The organism is Clostridium sulfidigenes, assembly GCF_000732635.1.
Lineage (GTDB): Bacteria > Bacillota > Clostridia > Clostridiales > Clostridiaceae > Clostridium_J > Clostridium_J sulfidigenes.
Genome location: NZ_JPMD01000026.1, coordinates 1 through 22,764 on the forward strand (window position 1 = coordinate 1; position 22,764 = coordinate 22,764).

General features: G+C 28.7%; 16 protein-coding genes, 1 tRNA gene, 2 pseudogenes and 1 other annotated feature. Of the genes and pseudogenes, 16 read left to right on the forward strand and 3 right to left on the reverse strand.

Features of this window, described 5'->3' with window-relative positions; all coding sequences use genetic code 11:
* The first annotated feature begins 215 nt into the window (after positions 1 to 215).
* The 8 genes from IO99_RS10505 to hcp all read left to right on the forward strand — a co-directional run bounded on the left by IO99_RS10505 (position 216) and on the right by hcp (position 9,101).
* The gene (locus IO99_RS10505) at positions 216 to 3,122 is read left to right on the forward strand and encodes an acyl-CoA dehydratase activase (RefSeq protein WP_035133183.1); all 2,907 of its coding nucleotides are present in this window, start codon (positions 216 to 218) and stop codon (positions 3,120 to 3,122) included.
* Between the two features lie 3 nt (positions 3,123 to 3,125).
* Complete coding sequence (locus IO99_RS19745; protein ID WP_051824050.1) at positions 3,126 to 4,442, forward strand: 2-hydroxyacyl-CoA dehydratase; 1,317 nt, start codon at positions 3,126 to 3,128, stop codon at positions 4,440 to 4,442.
* Between the two features lie 151 nt (positions 4,443 to 4,593).
* Positions 4,594 to 4,668: transfer RNA gene (locus IO99_RS10515), tRNA-Glu, on the forward strand.
* Between the two features lie 166 nt (positions 4,669 to 4,834).
* The gene (locus tag IO99_RS10520) at positions 4,835 to 5,032 is read left to right on the forward strand and encodes a hypothetical protein (protein WP_035133185.1); all 198 of its coding nucleotides are present in this window, start codon (positions 4,835 to 4,837) and stop codon (positions 5,030 to 5,032) included.
* A gap of 182 nt (positions 5,033 to 5,214) precedes the next feature.
* Positions 5,215 to 5,385 carry an aspartyl-phosphate phosphatase Spo0E family protein gene (locus IO99_RS10525; RefSeq protein WP_035133187.1) on the forward strand — a complete coding sequence of 57 codons (171 nt, stop codon included), beginning with the start codon at positions 5,215 to 5,217 and terminating at the stop codon, positions 5,383 to 5,385.
* A 183-nt stretch (positions 5,386 to 5,568) separates the two neighbouring features.
* Positions 5,569 to 6,537 carry a lysylphosphatidylglycerol synthase domain-containing protein gene (locus tag IO99_RS10530; RefSeq protein WP_035133189.1) on the forward strand — a complete coding sequence of 323 codons (969 nt, stop codon included), beginning with the start codon at positions 5,569 to 5,571 and terminating at the stop codon, positions 6,535 to 6,537.
* Between the two features lie 34 nt (positions 6,538 to 6,571).
* Positions 6,572 to 7,252 carry a Crp/Fnr family transcriptional regulator gene (locus IO99_RS10535; RefSeq protein ID WP_035133191.1) on the forward strand — a complete coding sequence of 227 codons (681 nt, stop codon included), beginning with the start codon at positions 6,572 to 6,574 and terminating at the stop codon, positions 7,250 to 7,252.
* A 208-nt stretch (positions 7,253 to 7,460) separates the two neighbouring features.
* Positions 7,461 to 9,101, forward strand: coding sequence for a hydroxylamine reductase (gene hcp, locus IO99_RS10540; RefSeq protein WP_035133194.1), 1,641 nt, complete (start codon positions 7,461 to 7,463; stop codon positions 9,099 to 9,101).
* A 100-nt stretch (positions 9,102 to 9,201) separates the two neighbouring features.
* Here hcp and IO99_RS10545 read toward each other — a convergent pair whose 3' ends face one another.
* Positions 9,202 to 9,528 carry a hypothetical protein gene (locus IO99_RS10545; protein ID WP_035133196.1) on the reverse strand — a complete coding sequence of 109 codons (327 nt, stop codon included), beginning with the start codon at positions 9,526 to 9,528 and terminating at the stop codon, positions 9,202 to 9,204.
* A gap of 646 nt (positions 9,529 to 10,174) precedes the next feature.
* Here IO99_RS10545 and hflX point away from each other — a divergent pair.
* The 3 genes from hflX to IO99_RS10560 all read left to right on the forward strand — a co-directional run bounded on the left by hflX (position 10,175) and on the right by IO99_RS10560 (position 14,223).
* Positions 10,175 to 11,422, forward strand: a complete 1,248-nt coding sequence (hflX, locus tag IO99_RS10550) for a GTPase HflX (RefSeq protein ID WP_423219425.1) — start codon at positions 10,175 to 10,177, stop codon at positions 11,420 to 11,422.
* Between the two features lie 78 nt (positions 11,423 to 11,500).
* Positions 11,501 to 11,770: a binding site (T-box leader), on the forward strand.
* 203 nt (positions 11,771 to 11,973) lie between these two features.
* On the forward strand, positions 11,974 to 13,308 hold the full coding sequence (gene brnQ / locus IO99_RS10555) for a branched-chain amino acid transport system II carrier protein (protein WP_035133199.1): 1,335 nt from the start codon (positions 11,974 to 11,976) through the stop codon (positions 13,306 to 13,308).
* 147 nt (positions 13,309 to 13,455) lie between these two features.
* Positions 13,456 to 14,223, forward strand: a complete 768-nt coding sequence (locus tag IO99_RS10560; protein WP_035133202.1) for a MerR family transcriptional regulator — start codon at positions 13,456 to 13,458, stop codon at positions 14,221 to 14,223.
* A 96-nt stretch (positions 14,224 to 14,319) separates the two neighbouring features.
* On the opposite strand, the gene IO99_RS10565 is transcribed toward IO99_RS10560, so the two are convergent.
* Positions 14,320 to 16,050, reverse strand: a complete 1,731-nt coding sequence (locus tag IO99_RS10565) for a WG repeat-containing protein (RefSeq protein WP_051824051.1) — start codon at positions 16,048 to 16,050, stop codon at positions 14,320 to 14,322.
* Between the two features lie 201 nt (positions 16,051 to 16,251).
* Between IO99_RS10565 and IO99_RS10570 the strand changes: the two are divergent.
* The 5 genes and pseudogenes from IO99_RS10570 (at position 16,252) to pepF (ending at position 20,698) form a co-directional block, all read left to right on the forward strand.
* Positions 16,252 to 16,928, forward strand: a pseudogene (locus tag IO99_RS10570) (cytochrome c biogenesis CcdA family protein).
* Between the two features lie 9 nt (positions 16,929 to 16,937).
* On the forward strand, positions 16,938 to 17,528 hold the full coding sequence (locus IO99_RS10575) for a TlpA family protein disulfide reductase (protein WP_035133204.1): 591 nt from the start codon (positions 16,938 to 16,940) through the stop codon (positions 17,526 to 17,528).
* A 140-nt stretch (positions 17,529 to 17,668) separates the two neighbouring features.
* The gene (locus IO99_RS10580) at positions 17,669 to 17,998 is read left to right on the forward strand and encodes a winged helix-turn-helix transcriptional regulator (protein WP_035133205.1); all 330 of its coding nucleotides are present in this window, start codon (positions 17,669 to 17,671) and stop codon (positions 17,996 to 17,998) included.
* 394 nt (positions 17,999 to 18,392) lie between these two features.
* A complete protein-coding gene (locus IO99_RS10585; RefSeq protein ID WP_242844117.1) occupies positions 18,393 to 18,815 on the forward strand; it encodes a hypothetical protein in 423 nt (140 codons plus the stop codon).
* Between the two features lie 82 nt (positions 18,816 to 18,897).
* A pseudogene (gene pepF, locus IO99_RS10590) lies at positions 18,898 to 20,698 on the forward strand (oligoendopeptidase F).
* Between the two features lie 169 nt (positions 20,699 to 20,867).
* Here pepF and IO99_RS10595 read toward each other — a convergent pair.
* On the reverse strand, positions 20,868 to 22,559 hold the full coding sequence (locus IO99_RS10595; protein ID WP_051824052.1) for an FUSC family protein: 1,692 nt from the start codon (positions 22,557 to 22,559) through the stop codon (positions 20,868 to 20,870).
* Positions 22,560 to 22,764: the final 205 nt, after the last annotated feature.

Here is a 22,764-nt window from a genome sequence, read left to right on the forward strand (position 1 = left end):
ATATTTATTAAATTGAAAAACTATAATTTCTAAAGATAGAGAAATAGTTGTTTACAGTATGTTAAATAATAGTTAAATATATGTTATTTAGTAAATAATATGGTATAATATGGTGTTTAGATAATATGTAGAAGATTTATAAAACTAAATCTTTAATTGTTATTTTTAAGAGGGTAAAAGCTATATAGTATGGCATTTATTTAGGAGGATTTACTATGAAAATAGGAATTGATGTGGGCTCAACCACAATTAAATCTGTTGTTTTAAATAACTTTGGAGAAGTTATTTATCAATCATATGAACGTCATTATTGTAAAATAAAAGAAAAGACTTCAGAACTGCTAAAGAAAATTAGAGACAAGTATCCAAGAGAGAAGTCCATGGAACTAAGCATTTCTGGATCTGCTGCTATGGGCATGGCCGAAAAATGGAAGGTACCCTTTGTACAAGAGGTTTATGCAACAAGGATTGCTGCAACTACTTTAGAAGATGATGTGGATGTTATCATTGAATTAGGGGGAGAAGATGCTAAAATACTATTTTTAAAGGATGGTATGGAAGTAAGGATGAATGGCTCATGTGCAGGTGGAACAGGAGCATTTATAGACCAAATGGCTACTTTGTTAAATATGTCCTTAGAAGAAATGAATGAGGCTGCTAAGGATTATAAAAAGATTTATACTATTGCCTCTAGATGTGGAGTTTTTGCTAAGTCAGATATTCAACCTCTTTTAAATCAAGGAGTTGTAAAAAGTGATTTATCAGCAAGTATTTTCTTTGCTGTTGTAAATCAAACTATTGCAGGATTAGCTCAAGGTAGAGTTATAAAAGGTAATGTATTATATCTTGGAGGACCACTAAGCTTTAACTCAGAATTGAGAAAAGCCTTTGACAAAACTTTAAATTTAACAGGAAAGTGTCCAGATAACTCACTATATTATGTAGCTTTAGGGGCAGCCTATTATGCTAGTGAAAAGATAGATATAGATAACTTGATTATTACTTTAAATAATTATCGTGAAGATGAAACTTATTCTATGGCACCACCACTATTTAAAACAAAAGAAGAGTATGATGAATTTAAGCTTAGACATGAGAAAAGTAAGGTTCTTATCAAGGATGAAATTGATGCTGCATCACCAATAACAATAGGAATAGATTCTGGTTCTACAACTATAAAAATTGTTGCTATTAATGAAAATAAAGAAATTGTATCTTCAATTTATAGACCTAATAGTGGAAATGCTGTAGAGGTAGTTAAGGAATACTTAGAAAATATATATAACACATATCCAAAAGTTAAAATTTCAGCAGTTGCAGCAACAGGATATGGTGAACAATTAATAAAAAATGCCTTTAAGGTAGATTATGGTATGGTAGAAACGGTAGCTCATTTTACTGCAGCCAAACATTTTATGAATAATGTTGACTTTATTATTGATATAGGAGGACAAGATATAAAATGTTTTAAAATACATAATGGAGCTATAGATAATATATTTTTAAATGAAGCTTGTTCATCAGGTTGTGGCTCTTTCTTGCAGACCTTTGCTAATGCATTAGGATATTCAGTTGAAGAATTTGCTAACTTAGGATTATTCTCTAAAAATCCAGTAGATTTAGGTTCTAGATGCACTGTATTTATGAATTCTTCTGTAAAGCAGGTGCAGAAGGATGGAGCTACCATAGAAGATATATCAGCAGGATTATCTGTTAGTGTAGTTAAAAATGCACTATATAAAGTAATTCGTGCCAGTAATGCAGAGTCTCTAGGAAAAAATATTGTAGTTCAAGGAGGAACTTTCCTAAATGATGCTGTACTTCGTGCCTTTGAACAAGAATTAAATGTACAAGTCCTTAGACCTACAATTTCTGGGCTTATGGGTGCTTATGGAGCAGCTTTGTATGCTCATGGAAAAAATAATGATAAAAGTACTATTCTTAATAAGAGTGAATTAGAGAATTTTAATCATGAAGTAAAAATGACTAACTGTGGGCTTTGCAATAATCATTGTAGATTAACTATAAATACCTTTGGAGAAAGTAGAAAGTATATTGGTGGAAATCGATGTGATAGACCTATAAGTAATAAAAATCATGGAGAAGTGTCCAACATATATGAGTATAAGAGAAGCTTACTAGATAGTTATCCTAATATTTCAGGTAAAAGAGGAAAAATTGGAATTCCTATGGGATTAAACATGTATGAATTATACCCATTTTGGTATAAATTTTTTACAACCTTACAGTTTGAAGTAGAAAAATCTGAACCATCTTCAAGAGAAATTTATCTTAAAGGGCAAACAACTATACCATCAGATACAGTATGCTTTCCAGCAAAGCTAATTCACGGACATGTACAGTCACTAATAGATGGTGGAGTAGATACAATTTTTTATCCATGCATGACCTATAATATACAAGATAGTTCAGCTGATAACTGTTATAACTGCCCAGTAGTTGCATATTACTCTGAAGTAATTCAAGGAAATATGCCAGATGTTTCAAAGGTAACCTATATTTATGATTATATAGGAATTCATAGACCTAAGGATTTTCCAAAGAAGATGCATAACATATTGGTGAAATATTTTATGGACATATCTTTAAAAGAAGTTAAGGAAGCAACTACTCTTGCTTACAAAGAATATGATAGATATTTAAAAAAAGTAAGGATAAAGGGTGAAGAAATTATTGAGAAAGCAGAAAAGGAGGGGAAAGATATAATTGTCCTTGCTGGTAGACCTTATCATATAGATAGTGAAATTAATCATGGAATTGATAAGTATATTAATAGCTATGGAGCTGCAGTTATATCTGAAGATGTGATTTCTCATAATGTAGATAAGGTAGACCTTCAGGTGTTAAATCAATGGACATATCATGCTAGATTATATAAGGCGGCTAAGTATATAGCAGACAAGCCTAACATGAATTTAGTTCAGTTAGTTTCCTTTGGTTGTGGTGTGGATGCAATAACTACCGATGAGGTAAGAGAAATTTTAGAAGAGTCAAATAAGATATACACCCAAATTAAGATAGATGAAATTACTAATTTAGGAGCGATACAAATAAGACTTCGTAGTTTATTTGCAGCAATCCATCAAGGGGAGGGTGAATAAGTAATGGATAATGAAAATAAAGTAACCTTTACTAAAGAAATGAGTAAAGATTATACTATATTAATGCCTATGATGGCACCCATACATTTTGAAATTTTAAAAAATGTATTCCTAAATAGTAAATATCACATAGAACTATTAACTAATAAAGGTGAATCAGTAGTACAAACAGGACTAAAATATGTTCATAACGATACTTGCTATCCAGCTTTACTGGTTATAGGTCAAATGATAGATGCTTTAAATAGTGGAAAGTATGATATTAATAAAACAGCTTTAATTATCACTCAAACTGGAGGAGGATGCAGAGCATCAAACTATATATACTTACTTAGAAAGGCATTAAAAAAGGCTGGATATGGACAGGTTCCTGTTATTTCTTTTAATTTAGCCGGAATGGAAAAAGATAGTGGCTTTAAAATAACATTGCCTATGGTTCATAAAATGTTATCAGGAGTCATTTATGGAGATCTTTTGATGCATTTGAGAAATCAAGTGAGACCTTATGAAATAAGTAAAGGTGAAAGTGATAAAGTAATAAAAAAATGGATTGAAGAGTTAACTTTGCAATTTAAAAATAATAAGGCTTATTCTCTAAAAAAAATTAAGACCAATATGGATAACATAACAAAAGACTTTGCAAATATAAAAATTGAAAAAACTCCTAAAGTAAAAGTGGGTATAGTGGGAGAGATATATATTAAATATGCAAGCTTAGGGAATAATGATTTAGAAGCATTTTTAGCTACACAGAATTGTGAAGTTATGATACCAGGAATTCTTGGATTTGTATTTTATTGTACAGATGAAAGAATAGACAATATAAATCTTTATGGTGGAAGTAAGGTAGTTAAGTTTATTGTTCAAAAATTTATGAATTACCTATTGAAAATTGAGAGTTTACTTATATCTTCAGTAAAGGAAAATTCAGATTTTATACCACCATCATCCTTTAAAGAAACTAAAAAGTTAGCAAAGGGTGTAGTTGGATATGGTAATAATATGGGAGAGGGATGGCTTCTTACAGCAGAAATGTTAGAGTTGAATAATTTAGGATATAAAAATATTATATGCACTCAACCCTTTGGATGTTTGCCAAATCATATAGTAGGTAAGGGAATGGTACGAAAAATAAAAAACATTCATCATGATGTTAATATCGTACCTATAGATTATGACCCTGGTGCTACTAGAGTAAATCAGGAAAATAGAATTAAACTTATGCTTGCCATTGCAAAGGAACAACTAGATCATAAGGAACTTAATATCAATCCTAAAGATATTAATAGTGATATAGATAAGGAAATTGCATTAGTGTAAAACTACAAATTTTAAAAAAGTTATTCAATTATAAAACTGAATAGATATTAAGAAATCTATTGTATAATAAAATAATTCATAATATGGAATTAAATTAAATTGTATGATATTATTAACAGGTAGAGAAAATAAGTAATCAAACTGTTAATAAGGCTTGTTGGTCAAGTGGTCAAGACGCCACCCTCTCACGGTGGAAACAGGGGTTCGATCCCCCTACAGGCTACCATATTGTATTGAAGGATTTAGCTATTATAGCTAAGTCCTTTAATTTTTTATATTGAAAATAATTTATGAAGAATAGATAATAATTGAGTTTTTCCATTATATAAATAAGTATATGAATCTTACTTAATGAAGATAATAATATAAATTACATTTTAGGAGGTAAGATTATGAATTTAAAAAGTGAACATCATTCTTTATTAAATAATAATCCAGGAACTATAGAAAGAGATCTTGGAAGGGAAGTAAGAAATAAGGTTAGTGATAATGAATTAAAGAGTGAAGCTAATACAAAGAGGAACAAGGAGTCTATAGAAAATTCCATAGAAAAGGGAGAAGGATATCTTTATAACACATTAGAAGATTAATATATTGAAATTATTATATCTAGGGGAAAGCAAATTTACTTTATAAATAAGTAGATTTGCTTTATTTGTTTTAACATTTATAACCCTATAAAATAATTAATTTTAAATAAGTGTTAAAATTAACTTTATATTCAAGTTATTAACCCTCTTATTGCTATAATTATAGCGAAAGGAGGGGCGATATGGTAAAAATTGATGAAATGGATAAAAGGGTTTGTGAAATGAGACAAAATTTACAAAAGTTAATTAGTGAAAAAACTAATTTACTAGATCCAGAAGTAATCATCGCAAGCCAAAAACTCGATGTGGTTTTAAATGAGTATCATGCAATACTAAGAAAAATCCTCGAGTAAAACAAAAGTTGGAGAGATCTAAAGTCTCTCCTCCAAGGAGATAAAATAAATAAAAGTATCTATATAATCTAAAATATAGATTTTAATGCATATAAGTAGTAGAATGGTAATATGTTGAAAATATAAGCTAAGTAAAATATATATATTTTATTTAGCTTTTAAATTGGATTAGGGGGACATAATGTGAGTGGTAATCAAGGAAAAAGCAAAGTGAAAAGTGGAGGAAAGATTTTAATTCCAATAATAATTATGCTTTTTGTAATTTATGAAGCTAGGAGTATATTCAAGGAGATAGATATAAATCAGGTTCTAGATATATTAAGAAATATACCTAATACATATCTTGTAATATTCTTAATATCTACAATTATATCTATATCGTTTTTATGCTTTTATGATGTAGTACTAGCTGATCATTATAGATACAATATAAATAAGTTTAAGGTATTTGTAGTTGCATGGATTGCTCATAGCTTTAATGACATAATAGGGTTTGGAGGGCTTACAGGAGCTACACTTAGAACTGTTTTATTTAAAGATGAAAATATTGATACTAAGGACATGATAAATTTTAATATGATACTAATACCTACAACTATAGTGGGCTTATCAGTTATGTGCTATTTAGGTGTATTAGACGTATTTAAAATATATCCATTATTACATAGCCAAAAGTGGCTTTGGATAGTAATATTAATATTTTGTGCTTTTCTACCTATATATTATTTTTTAGATAGGTTCACTTGGTTAAGCAATAAACTTGAAAAATTTAATTTATACTTTGAAGGAAGCATAAATTTAAAGGTCAGATTAACCCTTCTATCTACCTGTGAGTGGATAGTGAGAAGTATGATGTTTTTTACCATAGCTAAATATTTTAAAGGTGATGCAAGCTTTGTATCGGTTACAGGAGTAAATATATTAGCATGTATTGCTGCACTTATAAGCTTTATACCAGGAGGTGTAGGGTCCTTTGATTTAGTAGCTATAATAGGACTAAAGACTCTGGGGTTTTCGCCTAACTCAGCTTTATCTATAACGCTTTTATTTAGACTATATTACTTTATAATACCTTGGATTATTGGAGTAATTCTATGGGTAGGAAGAGTAGTATTAAGGTCAAATAAATTAGGTAATCATATACGAGAATAAAATAAGTTAATACAATAAAAGAAGAGGATGAATAATGAAAGATATATTAAAATTACTACAAAACAATTTCCTTTTTAAAGGAATTGATTCTGAGAATCTAAAAAAAATTTATGAGGAAACAAGATATCATATTAATAAATATGACAAAGGGGAAATTATTGCCCATGAAGAAGAAGAATGCAGTACTATAGGACTTATATTAGAAGGAACCATTGAACTTCAAAGGATATATCCAAGTGGTAAATATATAGTTTTAAATAAACTTACCCTTGGTGATGTATTTGGAGAAGCCATAATATTTTCAAAGCAGGAGAACTATCCAGCTACAGTTATTGCACTAAATCAATGCAGTATATTATACATTGATAAGGTAGATATGTTAGAACTATTTTCAAGAGAAAAAAGAATTCTTGAGAATTTTTTAGAACTTCTTAGTAATAAAGTGCTAATGCTAAATTCTAAAATTAAAAATATATCTTTTAAGAATATAAGGCATAGAGTTATAAATTACATATTAGAAACTATGAAACTACAGAAGAATAGTACAATTAAATTAAAAGAAAGTAAAGAAAGTATTGCTGCAGCTTTAGGAATACCAAGACCTTCATTGTCAAGGGAGCTAATAAATCTTAGGGATATGGGATATATAGATTTTGATAGAAGTAATATAAAAATATTAGATATAGAAGCTTTAGAAGAAGAAATGTTTAATTAAACATTATATAAAAGATAAGTATTAATAAATATGGAATACAAACAATGTAAATAAAAACATTTAAAAAAATATATTATTACAGGAGTTGGTAACATAGGTTACGGACTCCTGTATTTATTTTATGTACAATAAGACCATAGTTCAAATGAATTCAATTATTAAATCAACAAAGTAAAAAATATTATTAAGAAATAAAGGGGAGTTAAATATGGAGAATAAGATGTTTTGTTTTCAATGTCAAGAAGCAGCTGGTTGCAGCGGATGTACTGTAAGAGGAGTTTGTGGTAAGACCCCTGATCTTGCAAAACTTCAAGACTTATTAATATACAGTTCAAGAGGATTATCAGAAGTAGCTACAAGAGCTAGGGAAGAAGGAGTAACTGTTTCTAATATAATAAATAGAGCTGTGACTATGAATCTTTTCACTACAATTACAAATGCAAATTTTGATGACGCAGTATTCTATAAAATGGTTAAAGAAACTTTAAATCTTAAGGAAGAATTACTTTCAAAATTAAGCAATAAAGAAGATTTAAGTGACGCTGCATTATGGACAGCTAAAACAGAAGCTGAAATGGATAGTAAAGCTGGTTTAGTAGGAGTACTGTCTACTGATAATGAAGATATTAGAAGTTTAAGAGAAATGATAACTTATGGATTGAAAGGATTAGCTGCATATGTTAAACATGCTAATGCATTAGGATATGATGATGAAGCCATATGTGCATTTATGCAAAAAGCTTTAGCTGCAACAGCAGATAATAAGATAACAATAGATGAATATATAGCATTAACATTAGAAACTGGTAAAGTTGGAGTAGACGGTATGGCATTACTTGATAAAGCTAATACTGAAAGCTATGGACATCCAGAAATTACAAAAGTAAATATTGGAGTAAGTAATAAGCCTGGAATTCTTGTGTCTGGACACGACTTAAAAGACTTAGAGCAATTATTAATTCAAACAGAGGGTACAGGAGTAGATGTATACACTCACTCAGAGATGTTACCAGCTCACTACTATCCAGCATTTAAAAAGTACTCACACTTCATAGGAAACTATGGAAATGCATGGTGGAAGCAAACAGAAGAATTTGAGAGCTTTAATGGACCAATTCTTATGACTACAAACTGTATTGTACCACCTAAAGATAGCTACAAAGCAAGAGTGTTTACTACAGGTGCTGCAGGATATACAGGATGTACACATATTGCAGCTGATGAAAAAGGAAATAAAGATTTTTCAGCATTGATAGAATTAGCTAAAACTTGTGAAGCTCCAATAGAAATTGAACATGGTGAAATCATTGGAGGTTTTGCACACAATCAAGTATTAGCCTTGGCTGATAAAATTGTAGAAGCAGTAAAAACTGGAGCTATAAAGAAATTCTTTGTGATGGCAGGTTGTGATGGTAGACAAAAGAAAAGAGAATACTACACTGACTTTGCAAAGGCATTACCACAAGATACAGTAATCTTAACTGCAGGATGTGCGAAATATAAATATAACAAGTTAGACTTAGGTGATATTGGAGGAATTCCAAGAGTACTTGATGCAGGTCAATGTAATGATTCATACTCACTAGCATTAATTGCTTTAAAATTAAAAGAAGTATTTGAGTTAGAAGATATAAATGAATTACCAATCGCATTTAACATTGCATGGTATGAGCAAAAGGCTGTAATAGTTTTATTATCTCTACTACACTTAGGAGTAAAAAACATTCACTTAGGACCAACGCTTCCAGCATTCCTATCTCCAAATGTAGCTAATGTTTTAGTTGAAAACTTTGGAATAGGTGGAATAACTAACGTAGAAGATGATATGAAAATGTTCATGGAAATGTAATTGAAAAAATAAATATATAATTAAGCCAATATGTAACTATTAAAAGAGGTCCACTAAAATTAATATTCTAGTGGACCTCTTAATTTAGTATATATTTCTTTTATTTAAGACGAGATTCAATCCAAGCTAGGGCACCTGGATGCATAGAACCATCATTATCTAAAGTAACTTGAGAAATGAAAAATATTTCATTATCTTCTTTTACTTCATCTAAAGCTAGCTTTATATCCTTAGAATTCATTTCAGTATGTAAAAGAAATGTGGTTGGCATAATGTTTGCCCAAGCCCCTAAAGATTTAATTTTTCTAGGCAGATTACTATGGTGGTGATGATGGTCGTGGTTGCAATTCTCATCATGCTGGTGATCATGGTCACATTCATGATTATGAGTTTCAGCTATATAATAAGTTATTTGATATACAGACATTTTATTACCTCCTCTAGGTAAGTTTATGGTTATTTAACATGTATTATACATAAAATGAAAGTGATTTGCAATTAATAATTAATTAAAATGATTATCAGTAAGAAATATAAAATATAAATTTTGTAGACCTAAGAAATAAAATAATTTATTATAATGTTTACAACTTAAGTAATGTATGCTATATTATTGGTAAATGATTACAAAGAAAAGGAGCGGTATGAAATGAAAAAATTATTTATAGTTTTAAAGAAATTTAATAAAATCCATACTGCTTATAATAATAGGGTTATTTAAGGCTTTATTTATGTAATTTATAATATTTTTTAATTAAGTAATTATAATACCTTGAGCAGAGAAATGGATAATTTTCTATGCCAAGGTATTTTTTTATTAAATAATTCAAGGTTATGGAGGCGTGTAAGATGAGAATTAAGAGTGGAATTTTTAGTGTTAGATTAAGAGGCTAAAAGGTGGATTTATGAGTTGCCTTAAATGTGGCTATCTAAACATATGATTTAGATAGTAGAATTTACTCCGTATATATCATGGAGATTTCTTTAAAGAAGTAAACTTTAAAGTTAAAATTCTATAATCATGAATCCGTACTATAGTAGTTTAAATAGTATGATTAAAGGAGATTATGGAAATGGAAAGAAAAGGAATAGTAGTAGGAATAAATATAAATAATGAAAATGGATTTGAAGAATCTATGGTTGAACTTAAGAACTTATGTATGGCCTGTGATATTGAAGCTATAGGAGAGCTTGTACAAAATTCAAAACAAATTAATAAGGCACATTATATTGGAAGTGGAAAGCTAGATGAATTAAAATCATTAGTAAATAGTGAAGAAGTAGACATAGTAATTTTTAATAATGAGCTATCGTCATCACAATTAAGAAATATAGAAAAGGCTATTGAATGTGAAGTTATTGATAGAACTGCACTAATACTAAGTATATTTGCTGAAAGAGCAAAAACTAGAGAAGCAAAACTTCAGGTAGAGGTAGCAAGACTTCAGTATTTATTACCAAGACTAATTGGGGCTAATGAAAATTTAGGTCGTCAAAGTGGAGGTGTAGGAACAAAAAACAAAGGTGCTGGAGAGAAAAAGTTAGAGCTTGATCGCAGAAAGATTGAGGCCAAAATAGCTGCCTTAAACAAGGAACTTGAAGAGTTAAAACATCAAAGAGAAACACAGCGTAACTTAAGAAGAAAGTCTAGTGTGCCCCAAATAGCCTTAGTTGGATATACTAATGCAGGGAAATCATCAATTATGAATAGTATGATAGATACATTTAAAGATAGTGAAGAAAAAAAGGTTTTTGAAAAAGATATGCTGTTTGCAACCTTAGAAACGTCTATAAGAAGTATAAAGTTAGATGATAATAAAAAATTTTTATTGTCAGATACAGTAGGGTTTGTAAGTAACTTACCACACAATTTAATAAAGGCTTTCAGATCTACCCTAGAGGAAGTTTGTGAAGCTGACTTATTACTCCATGTTGTAGATATTTCTAATCCAGATTATAAACATCATCTTAAAGTAACAAATGAAACATTAAAAGAGATAGGAGCAGAATCAGTTCCTATGATTTATGTTTATAATAAGATTGACTTAGTAGATGATTATTTAACTGAAAAAAATGGAGTTTATATATCAGCAAAGAAAAATTTAGGTATAGATAAACTTGTAGAAACTATATCTACTAAGGTATTTAATAATTATATAAATTGTAATATGTTTATACCTTATGATAAAGGAAATTTGTTATCTTATTTAAATGATAATGCAAGAGTTATAGATAGAAAATATAGAAATGATGGTGCTGAGTTATCTATTGAGTGTTCCAATATAGATTATGAAAAATATAGGGAATATGTAATAGGCTAAATTAAAAATAATTAAAAAATATTAAAAAGTATTGACAGAAGTTCAATATGCATATAATATTAATAGCATATAAATTCAAGAAATTCTATGAAGAGAAAAAGTAAGTAGTATTTTTGTTCCAAAGAGAGTTGGCATTTTGCTGAAAGCCAATGTTCAATATACAACTGAAAATCATCTCTGAGAAGCAACGCCGAAATATTTTAGTAGGTTTTGCCGGAGTCTTTCACCGTTAAAAGAAAAGCGTATTGTTAGATACGTATCTAAGTGTTGTAATTGAATCTATTAATGTATTGTTTTTAGATTTGTTTACAGAATTAGGGTGGTAACGCGGTTTAACCCGTCCCTTGTTTTTCAAGGGACGGGTTTTTTATTTTACATTAAAATTTGAAAATGTAAATAAGTAAAGGCATAGAAGATCTTTTGGATGTATATCAGTGCTAAAAGAATAGAACTAAGGCACTAATAAACTGAAAAGGGGGAACATTATGGATATTCAAGGTGATATTATTAGCTAGTAGAAAATTCACAGCATAAACGAGGGGGAATAAAAAATGAACAACTTATCAAAAAAAGATTTAGTATTAATAAGCTTAATGCTTTTCTCATTATTCTTTGGAGCCGGAAATTTAATATTTCCACCATTTCTAGGACAATTAGCAGGGGGAGCAACTTGGATTTCTATGGCAGGATTTTTTATAACTGCAGTAGGATTTCCTGTTTTAGGAGTAGTTGCAGTGGCTAAATCAGGGGGACTACATAATTTGGCTAAAAGAGTTAATCCGTTATTTGCAGGGGTATTTACAGTACTTATATATTTATCTATTGGACCTTGTTTAGGTATTCCAAGAGCTGGAAGTTTACCTTTTGAAATGGCTGTAGCACCATATTTGCCAGAAAGTATATCAAAAATCTGGGCACTTTTTATTTTTACTTTAATATTCTTTTCAGTAGCTTATTGGCTTTCATTAACCCCTGCTAAATTAGTGGATCGTATGGGTAAGTTTTTGACACCAATCCTATTAGTACTAATTTCACTAATTTTTATAGCATCAATTTTCAGACCATTAGGTAGTTATGGGGTAGCCACAGAAGAGTATGTAAATTCACCTTTTGTTAAAGGCTTTTTAGATGGATACTTAACTATGGATACCATAGCCGCTTTAAATTTTGGAATAGTTATAGCTTTAGCTATAAAATCTAAAGGAATTAAGGATGAAAAAGCAATTATCTCTACATCTGTAAAGGCTGGTGTAGGCGCAGGCGGATTATTAATAGTAGTTTATTCTATACTGGCACATCTAGGAGCAACTAGTGGAGGAAGATTTGGAACTACTGAAAATGGAGCACAAACTTTAACAAATATCATGACTTATATATTTGGAAAACCAGGTGCTGTACTGTTAGCAGTGATATTTACATTAGCTTGTCTTACAACCTGTGTTGGACTTATAACTTCCTGTAGTCAATACTTTTCCGCATTAAATAGTAAATTATCATATAAAAATTGGGTTAGAATATTATCACTTTCCAGTATGATTCTTGCCAATATGGGATTAACAAAAATTCTTGCTATATCAGTACCAGTATTAAATGCAATTTATCCAATAGCAATAATGCTTATAGTCCTTGCAATGCTAGATAAGTTTTTTAATGGAAGTACAGTGGTATATGGATTAACAATATTGTTTACGGGAATTGTAAGTGTAGCTGATGCATTAGGGCAAGTTGGAATACAATGGAACTTTATTGTGAATTTATTTAGCAAGTTACCGCTCTATTCTAAAGGATTAGGATGGGTGGTGCCAGCGCTAATTGGTATAGTATTGGGAACTGTATACAAGTTAGTTGAAGAAAAAATAAGCTATAGTAAAGTAAGTGAATTATAAAAATACTCTATAACTATAATTTCCAACATAACCTAGAAGAAAGGCATGGGATAAGTATATTAAAATTATAAGGGGAATAATTTTAATAAAACTGTTGACATTCACGTTACGTAAAGCTGTATATTAAATATTAGGAGGAGTTAGAATATGGAATATACAGTGCAAAATTTAGGTAAGTTAGCAGGGATAAGTACAAGAACCCTTAGATACTATGATGAAATAGGAATTCTTAAGCCGGCAAGAATTAATTCATCAGGATATAGAATTTATGGGCAAGCAGAACTTGATAGACTGCAACAAATACTGTTTTATAGAGAATTAGGGGTTAGTTTAATAGATATAAAAAATATAATAAATGAACCTTCCTTTGATGGGATTAATGCACTTATAGAACATCGCCTTAAACTCCTTGAAAAAAGAAAACAAATAGATTTGTTAATAGCTAATGTTGAAAAGACCATAGCTAACAAAAAAGGAGGAATTAAGATGAGTAATAAAGAAAAGTTTGAAGGGTTCAAACAAAAACTAATAGATAAAAATGAGAAGAAATACGGTAAAGAAATAAGAGAAAAATATGGTGATGAGGAAGTAAATAAATCTAATGCAAAAGTAAAAGCTATGTCAGAAAAAGAATATGAGGAAGTAACAAACCTTGCAGAAGAAATTATGAATACTTTATCAGCAGCTTTTAAAACAGGTAATCCAGCTGGAGAACTAGCTCAGAAAACAGCAGAATTACATCGCAAATGGATAGAATATTACTGGAGCAGTTACAGTAAAGAAGCCCATGCAGGACTTGCCCAAATGTATGTGGATGATGAAAGATTTACAGCATATTATGATGCTAAACAACCAGGAATGGCAGCTTTTTTAAGGGATGCTATATTCATATATACAGGAACTGATAAATATTAATATAAACATTAAAATTTAAGGATATGAAAGGGTGTCTCCAAAGTATAAGTTTACTAAAATAAACTTAAGGTAAGGCTTTGGAGACACCCTTATTTATCAATTAAATGAGTTATAAAAACTTCCCTTTTTACAAAGTAGAGAATCTATATCTGCAAAAGGAATTTTGAAGGTAACAAAACCAGCAGCATAAGGTGCAATCTCATAAGGTGCAAAAAATATATATAGATTATCTTCATCTACATAAAAATTCTGGTTACTAGTAATACCTTTAAATCCATCTTCATATACATAAGAATATTGAGGGTCAGTTTCTATCATATTTTCTATGATTTTATTTATTTCATCTATCCAACGAGTAGTACAATCAAATAAATCAGATAAGGAATAAAACTCTCCAGTTTTTAAGTTAATATTTGGTGTGCTTCTAGCTGTCATTCCATGAGCAGCTCCAAAAGGATAATAATAGGTATTTATTTCTGGAATGTATAAGTCTTTTTTAAAGAATAAGGTTTCAAAATTTCCATATAGATTATAATCTAAGACTTCATTACTATCAACTATCTTAAGAGCACATAATTCCCTTAATTTTGAATTTATATTTTCAATTACTGTAGATGGAGTAGACTGATTAATTTGAGGATAATATACTAAATAATCTACATTAGGCTTATATTTTAGTTTTAGTATAGTATATTTATTATTTAATTTAATTCGATTATTGGGTTTATAGATTATATCACCCTTCCTATTCAGGTAATAAGGAATATAGTCTATATCGGCATAAACAATGTCACATTGAAGCTCTAAGGTGCCAGTTCCTTTAACTACAGGTAGGTTTCTAACAATTCTACCACTAAGGTCTATAAAGAAACTATTTTCAAGATTATAAGCAGAGGCTAATCCATTTTTAAATTTTTGAATATCTAAAAATTTAAAATCTGTAAGGGTATTGCCCTTGTTGTCTCCTAACGCGTAGATACTATTAAAAGAAGTATTAACATTATTACCACGATAAATGCCTAGGGCAAATCTATTATCTCCAACATATCTTATGTCGTCATAAATGAAAGGATATAGAATATGATCAGATAAAGTTACAACTCCATAATTACCTTTATAATTAGGTGCGGTGCTTACTACCATGTATCCATCATTTACAGGAGAAGCAGATGTAAATTTAGGCTTTATAAGAACACGACCATATATGTCTACATAACCAATAAGCCCTCCTAGGCTTTCGGAAAAAGTAAATACACCTTCATTATAATTACCTACAAATTTATAAGGAAAGGTTGTAATAACAGTTCCACTTTTATCAATGACTTGATAGGTACCATCACGAGATTTAACTAGTGCATAGTTATTTTTAAAGTCACTACCTTCCAAATAACTTGGTGGTAGTACTTCATTACCATCCATATCTATATAACCATAGAGTTGGTCATCTGAAGAAGTTTTAATACTAACAAGGGCTAGAGAATCACTATAGCTAGAGATAAAGGTATATGGATTTTTAGTAATTATTTTTCCACCTTCATCTATAACACCCATAATGTCTCCTTGTACATATACAGCTCTAGATTCAACAAAGGGTTCTATAGAATTATATATAGGTGGAATTACATATTCCCCATTAATGTTAATAACACCACAATTATTATATTTGCAAACTATAGCTAATCTATTTTCATTGAAGCTTGATGCTGTAGAAAAGCTAGGTGATATAATAAAATTTCCTTTAGAATTAATATATCCATATAGGCTTCCTTTTTGTGTATTTGTTAGAGCTGGATATAAATCTACGCAAGATTCTTTGAAATCACTCATAAATACTCTCCTATTCATTACTTAATATTAGTGTATTTAAGTTTATTTAATATGTTTCAATGAATTTATAAAGTTTAACATTATTAAGAATTAATTATTACATATAGGTATATCATAATAAAGGTTACTAAAAGGTGACCAATTGAAAGGTTAAGTGTATATTGATATATTTAGTGTAAATAACTTTGAAAGGAGTAAGATATGGAATATATTTTATTATTTTTAGAAGGAATTATAACCTTCATATCTCCATGTATTTTACCAATGTTGCCTATATATATTTCTTACTTTGCTGGAGATAATAATTTAGAAGATGGAAAGAAAAATAATACTTTAATAAATGCTTTAGGATTTGTAATTGGTTTTACAATAATATTTACACTGTTAGGAACCTTAGCAGGGACTTTTGGAAGCTTTATTAGAAATTACTATACACTACTTAATATAATAGGTGGAACAATAATAGTTATATTTGGTCTAAACTACATGGGTTTACTTAGAATTTCATTTTTAGAGAGAAGTTTTAAGATGGATATGAAGATTAAGTCTCTAAAATTTATTTCTTCAATTTTATTTGGAGTAGTTTTTGCCATCGGATGGACGCCATGTGTAGGTACATTTTTAGGATCAGCCTGATGATTGCTGCTAATAGTCAGCAAGTTTTAAAGGGCACTTTAATGCTATTTGTTTATAGTATAGGATTAGGAATCCCTTTTATTATATCTGCTATTTTGATAGGGAAGCTAAAGGAAACCTTAGATTTTATAAAAAGAAATTATAAAATAATTAATAGGATTTCTGGACTAATTCTTGTAGTTATTGGAATTGCAATGATGACAGGATATTTAAATAAAATACTTTCAATTTTAAGTTTTTAGGAGGCAGTTATGAAAAATAAGAATATAATTATATGGATTATAGGTTTCATTATATTTTTTATATTGGTTTATCTAGGATATAATGAACTATCATCTCGATATAATGAAAATGAGAAAAATAGCAATAAAGGAATAAGTGATAGTCTTATCACTGGTGAGGAAGGTAAGACAGAGGATACAAAGGCCAAAGCTGTAGATTTTACAGTATATGATGAAGATGGAAAGGAAGTTAAACTATCAGATTATAAGGGCACGCCAGTGGTACTAAACTATTGGGCTAGTTGGTGTGGACCTTGCCAGAGTGAAATGCCGCTATTCAAAGAAGCAAATAATAAATATGGAGACAATGTTAAAATATTAATGATAAATATGACAGATGGACAAAGAGAAACTGCAGAAAGTGCTAAAAAGTTCATGGTAGATAATGAATATGATATGCTCACTTTATATGATAAGGATTTAGATTTTGCTAATAAATACAATGTTGCAAGTATACCAAGAACTGTTTTTATCGATAAGGAAGGATTCATTACTATGGAAAGAATTGGGATAGTCAATGAAGAATTTTTAGAGGCTATGATAGAGAGGATTAAGAAATAGATAAAACTATTAATAATTAGTGAAAAAAGTGTATTAAGAGTAGCTAAAGAAAAATGATACAGGTATAATATAGACTTAGTAGCGTATACTTATTTAATTATATAAAAGTTTTTAGAGGTATATACTAAAGGAGAGAAGTTATGTTTGTAGCAAATAATGAAGAATATCACTGTCCAGTAGAAGCTTTAGCAAATATTTTAGGTAAGAAGTGGGTAGCTAATATAATTTGGTCACTAAGTAAGGATAGTAAAAGATTTGGAGAATTAAATCGTCGAATGAAGGGTTGTAGTAAGAAAATGCTATCTCAGCAGCTAGAAATTCTTATAAACAGCGAGATCATAGATAATGAAAAAGAGATAAACAACAATCAAGTAGAGTCAGTTTATTATCTTACACCTAAGGGGAAGTCCTTACTCCCAACTATTGAGCAAATGGTTTTGTGGGGTGAAAAAAATTTGCCTTGCAAGTAAGATTATAATATAAATGAGGGAAATCAAAAAAATAAAAAGGATATCTTAAAGCTATTAAAGTTAATAAGCTAAGATATCCTTTTATATTAAGCTTACAATTTAATTTAGGTTTTAAAGTGTTAATAAAATAAGTTATAATGATTATTAGTAATGATAATTTAAGCTATTTAAATATGAATCTATTTTAAAATATACCTATTTAAATAGGAAACTATATAAATATATAACTATTTAAATAGTTGTTCTGTTCATGCGGGTTTCAGGGGTTTGTCATTTAAGTAGAGCATTAAAAACATGCTAAAATATGAAGAGCTAATAGCTATATTGTTAGTTCTTTTCATTAGTATGATAAGTTAAAAAGCAAACACATAAGAGGATTAAAAAGGAGCTTAAGATGGAAAACTACATAACTAAAGATAATGAATTTTATAATGATGTGGAGAATGCAGATAATTTAAATAAGTATAAATTAGATATAGATGAAGCAATAAAAACTATAATTTCTAAGGAAGATAGATTAGTTTTTGCCAGTGTAGTAAAGGTAGCTGATATTACTAATATTACTGTTTTTAAGTATCCTGAATTAAGAGGATATATTTTAGAAAAAATAAAGTTTGAAAAGGAAATTCAAGTTATAGATAAAAAAATAGATAGAGCTATAGCTAGATTAAATAAAGGAAATAGAAGAATTACTTTTATTTCATTAATGAATAGTTGTAAATTTAACTCTGATCATATATATAATAATCCATACATAAAGGAGAAAATTAGAGCAGCTGTTATTGAAAACACTAGAGCCTTATGTAAAAAGAAGTAGATATTTTACAAAAAAATATGTATTAGGGTATAATAGTGATTAAGGAAAATTTTATCATTAAATAGTAATATGGAGGTGCAATATGGCAACAATGGAAAAGATAAAGACAAGAGAAGAAGTCGAAGAAAAATATAAATGGAAAGTAGATAAAATGTACGCCACTGATGAAAAGTGGGAAGAAGATTTTAAAAAATTAAAGGAAAAATCTCCAAGTCTTTTAGAATTTAAGGGACACCTTAGTATAGGAGCTAAACTATTAGATTACTTACATCAATATGAAGAGATGGCAAGTTTATATGAGGATTTAGTAGTATATGCTCACTTAAGAAGTGATGAAAATAAATCTAACTCTAAATATCAAGTTATGATGGATAAAATATCTACTTTTGGAGCTGAATTTAGTGGATTAATTTCATTTTTCCTTCCAGAATTGTTAACTATGGAAGTGGAAGATATTAAGAAGCTTATAGAAAATACTTCTGGATTGAAACATTATGAAAGATATATTACAAATATATTTGAAGGTAAACCTCATATTTTAAGTGAAGCAGAAGAGAATATATTAGCAAATGTTAGTGATTGTCTAAGTGCGCCAAGTAATATATTCACTATGCTTACTAATGCTGATATAACCTTTCCAAAAATAAAGGATGAAGATGGTAACGAAGTAGAGCTTACTGCTTCAAACTATTCAGTATTTATCACAAGTAAAGACAGAAAAGTCAGAAAAGAAGCCTTTGAGGTACTATTTAAAACTTATAAAAATTATGAAAACACCGTGTCAACTTCTTATACTGCTTCTGTTAAGAACTTTATTTTTGAAAGTAAAATTAGAAAATATAACTCTTGTCTTGAAGCATCTTTAAAACCTAATAAAATTCCTGTGGAAGTATATAAAAATGTAGTAAACACAGTGAATAAAAGAATAGATTCCCTTCACAGATATGTAGAGTTAAAAAAGAAATTACTTAACTTAGATGAAATTCATATGTATGATTTATATGTGCCAATTATTGATGCACCAAAGTTTAATATAACTTTTGAAGAAGGAGTAGCTCTTTGTGAAAAAGCTCTAGAACCAATGGGGAAAGAGTATATTGATATCTTTAGTAAAGGTGTTAAAGAAGGTTGGATTGATGTTTATGAGAACAAGGGAAAAAGAGGAGGAGCTTACTCTAGTGGTAGCTATACCTCTATGCCATATATCTTATTAAACTATAAAAATCAAGTGAATGATGTGTCTACCTTAATTCATGAAATGGGGCATAGCATACACTCATATTATTCAAGAAATAATCAACCATATACCTATGCTGATTATGAATTATTCTGTGCTGAAGTGGCATCTACTACTAATGAGTGTTTATTGATAGACTATTTAATAAAAAATGAAAAAGATAAAGCTAAAAGACTATATTTAATAAATCAACAACTTGAAGGAATTAGAACTACTGTATTCAGACAGACCATGTTTGCAGAGTTTGAAATGATTGTCCATGAAAAAATGGAGCATGGAGAAGCTTTATCTAGTGATGATTTATGTAAGATTTATCATGACTTAAATGTTAACTACTTTGGAGATACTATGGTAGTGGATAGTGAAATTGACATTGAATGGGCAAGAATTCCTCATTTCTATAGAGATTTTTATGTATATCAATATGTAACAGGTTTTGCAGCAGCTAACTCTTTCTATGAAAAAATTCTTAATGAAGGCGAAGAGGCAGTTGAAAAATATAAAGGCTTCTTAAAAGCTGGATGTAGTGACTATCCAATTGAAATACTAAAAAAAAGCTGGGGTAGATATGACTACACCAAAGCCTTTAGAAGATACTATTAATAGATTTGATGAACTTTTGGCTATGCTTGAAAAAGAATTATAAGAAAAATTATACTTGGAATATTGGAAAGTGAATTAAAATATATTAAGATTTTTTAGGTGATAATAGTAAATAAAGATGATTTTAAAGTACATAATTACTTTAAAATCATCTTTATTTTTTATTGCAATATAAAAATTGCTATTATGTGTTTAGAAAATTATCAACTATATTAAAGTTCACTAATGCATTTTTTCATATTAAATGATAAGTGATTATAATATATGCTGTTTACTAATATTCTTTGATTATTTATGAAATTTTTTTCTTTACTGCAGTCTTTTCCAAAGTTAATTAGTTCCATTCTATCTTGTATAAAGGCAGGTAATAAAAATAGATTCATTATGCCATGTTCGCTTTCGCTATCCTTTATATCTTTAATCATTTGATTAACAAGTTCATTATAGCTTTTTATTAACTTTTCACTACCATCCTTAATTTTATAAGGGAGTATGTACTTATTAACTAATAATGCTATTCCAGTTCCTATTATAACAAACATTATTCTTATCAAAGTAATTTTAACAAGAGCACCAGATAATGCAATTGTAGCTATTGATGATACTGTAATGCATATAACTAAGTATTTGTAATTTGTTGCAAAAGGATTTAAATATCCAGTTAAAAGAATTATTAAAAATCTAGCATTAGGATTTTTTATTAAAGTAAATAAAATAATTATTAATAAAGCTCCTATTAATGTTCCTTCTATTCTTTGCCTTGATTTTATCTTACAGTTCTCTGAGTATGGTTGAATTAAGGCAAATATAGTATAAGTAAGCCATCTTCCTTCTGGTAGCTTAAAATATTCAGTTATAAAAGCTGTTAAAGCACCAGCAATACCTAATTTTACTCCATAGGATACTCTTAAGTCCCTTATACTAAAATTTCTTTTTTGAATATGTAAATTTTGAAAGTGATTTGGTATTCTCTCATTATAGTCTATAGAAATTTTATTTTTTTTATTTAAATTTTCCATTTCGCACATTAGGCTGCTTAGTGTTTCTATTATGTTTTTAAATTCTTGTACATATAGCATATTTGAGTCAATATTTAAGTAATTTACACATAAATTATTAGAATTATAGTTTTTATCTTTTATATTTTTCAAGGAAGTGTATAAATCTCCTAAAAAATATATATAGTTTTCGTTTTTATTTTCAAGTTTTAATTTATCTAATAAAATATTAAATCGTTCTATTGTACATATTATATTAGTTATAATTTTTCCATCATTAGTTAAATAAAAGTTCTTTACTCTTTTATCATACACCATCTTTTTTAAAGTTTTTATAGATTCTTCTATACTTAAGTTGATAGTGTTTAAATCTAAGTTTTCTTTTAATAGATTAAGTTTTAATAATACATTTTCTAAAATGTTGTCTACTTTTTTCATACCTACTTTGGACATTTTATCTTTATTAGCTAACAATTGAATGGCCATGGTAAACAATGCTCCAAAAGCTAATGCTAATATTCTCTTTAAAAAGTTATTACCATGCACTGGAGTATATAGCATAAATAAGTATTGAAGTCCAAAAGGTACAACAATAGATTTTCTTAAATTATAACTGAATAGATATACTAGGGTAAATAGTACTAGAAAATTTACAATTAAACCTATCCATATATTACCAGATGATAAAAATGCGGATATTCCTAAAATTAAATTTATAACTAATAATTTACTTAAACTAGCCCATAGGCATGTTGTTAAATCTCTTTCTAATAAACATAAGGCTACTGTTATTATTCCAACTCCAAGAAGTTTATTGGCATCACCAAAAATACCAATAAAAACATTAATGAATAAGATAATAGCAATAAATAATATGGTTTTTGTTAATACATTCTTTTTATTCATTCTACTTCTCTCCTTTTTTGATATACAAGAAGCAATATTATCATAAATAAAATATAAATTGCAATAATAAATTTAATTATTTTTATTTAGATCCTTATTTTATCTAATTAGCATATACGTGGGTGTGAAATATTTACAAAGATAATAACAATCTATTCATTAGATAGATATATAATTTATGGATATATATGAAAAAAACTATTGA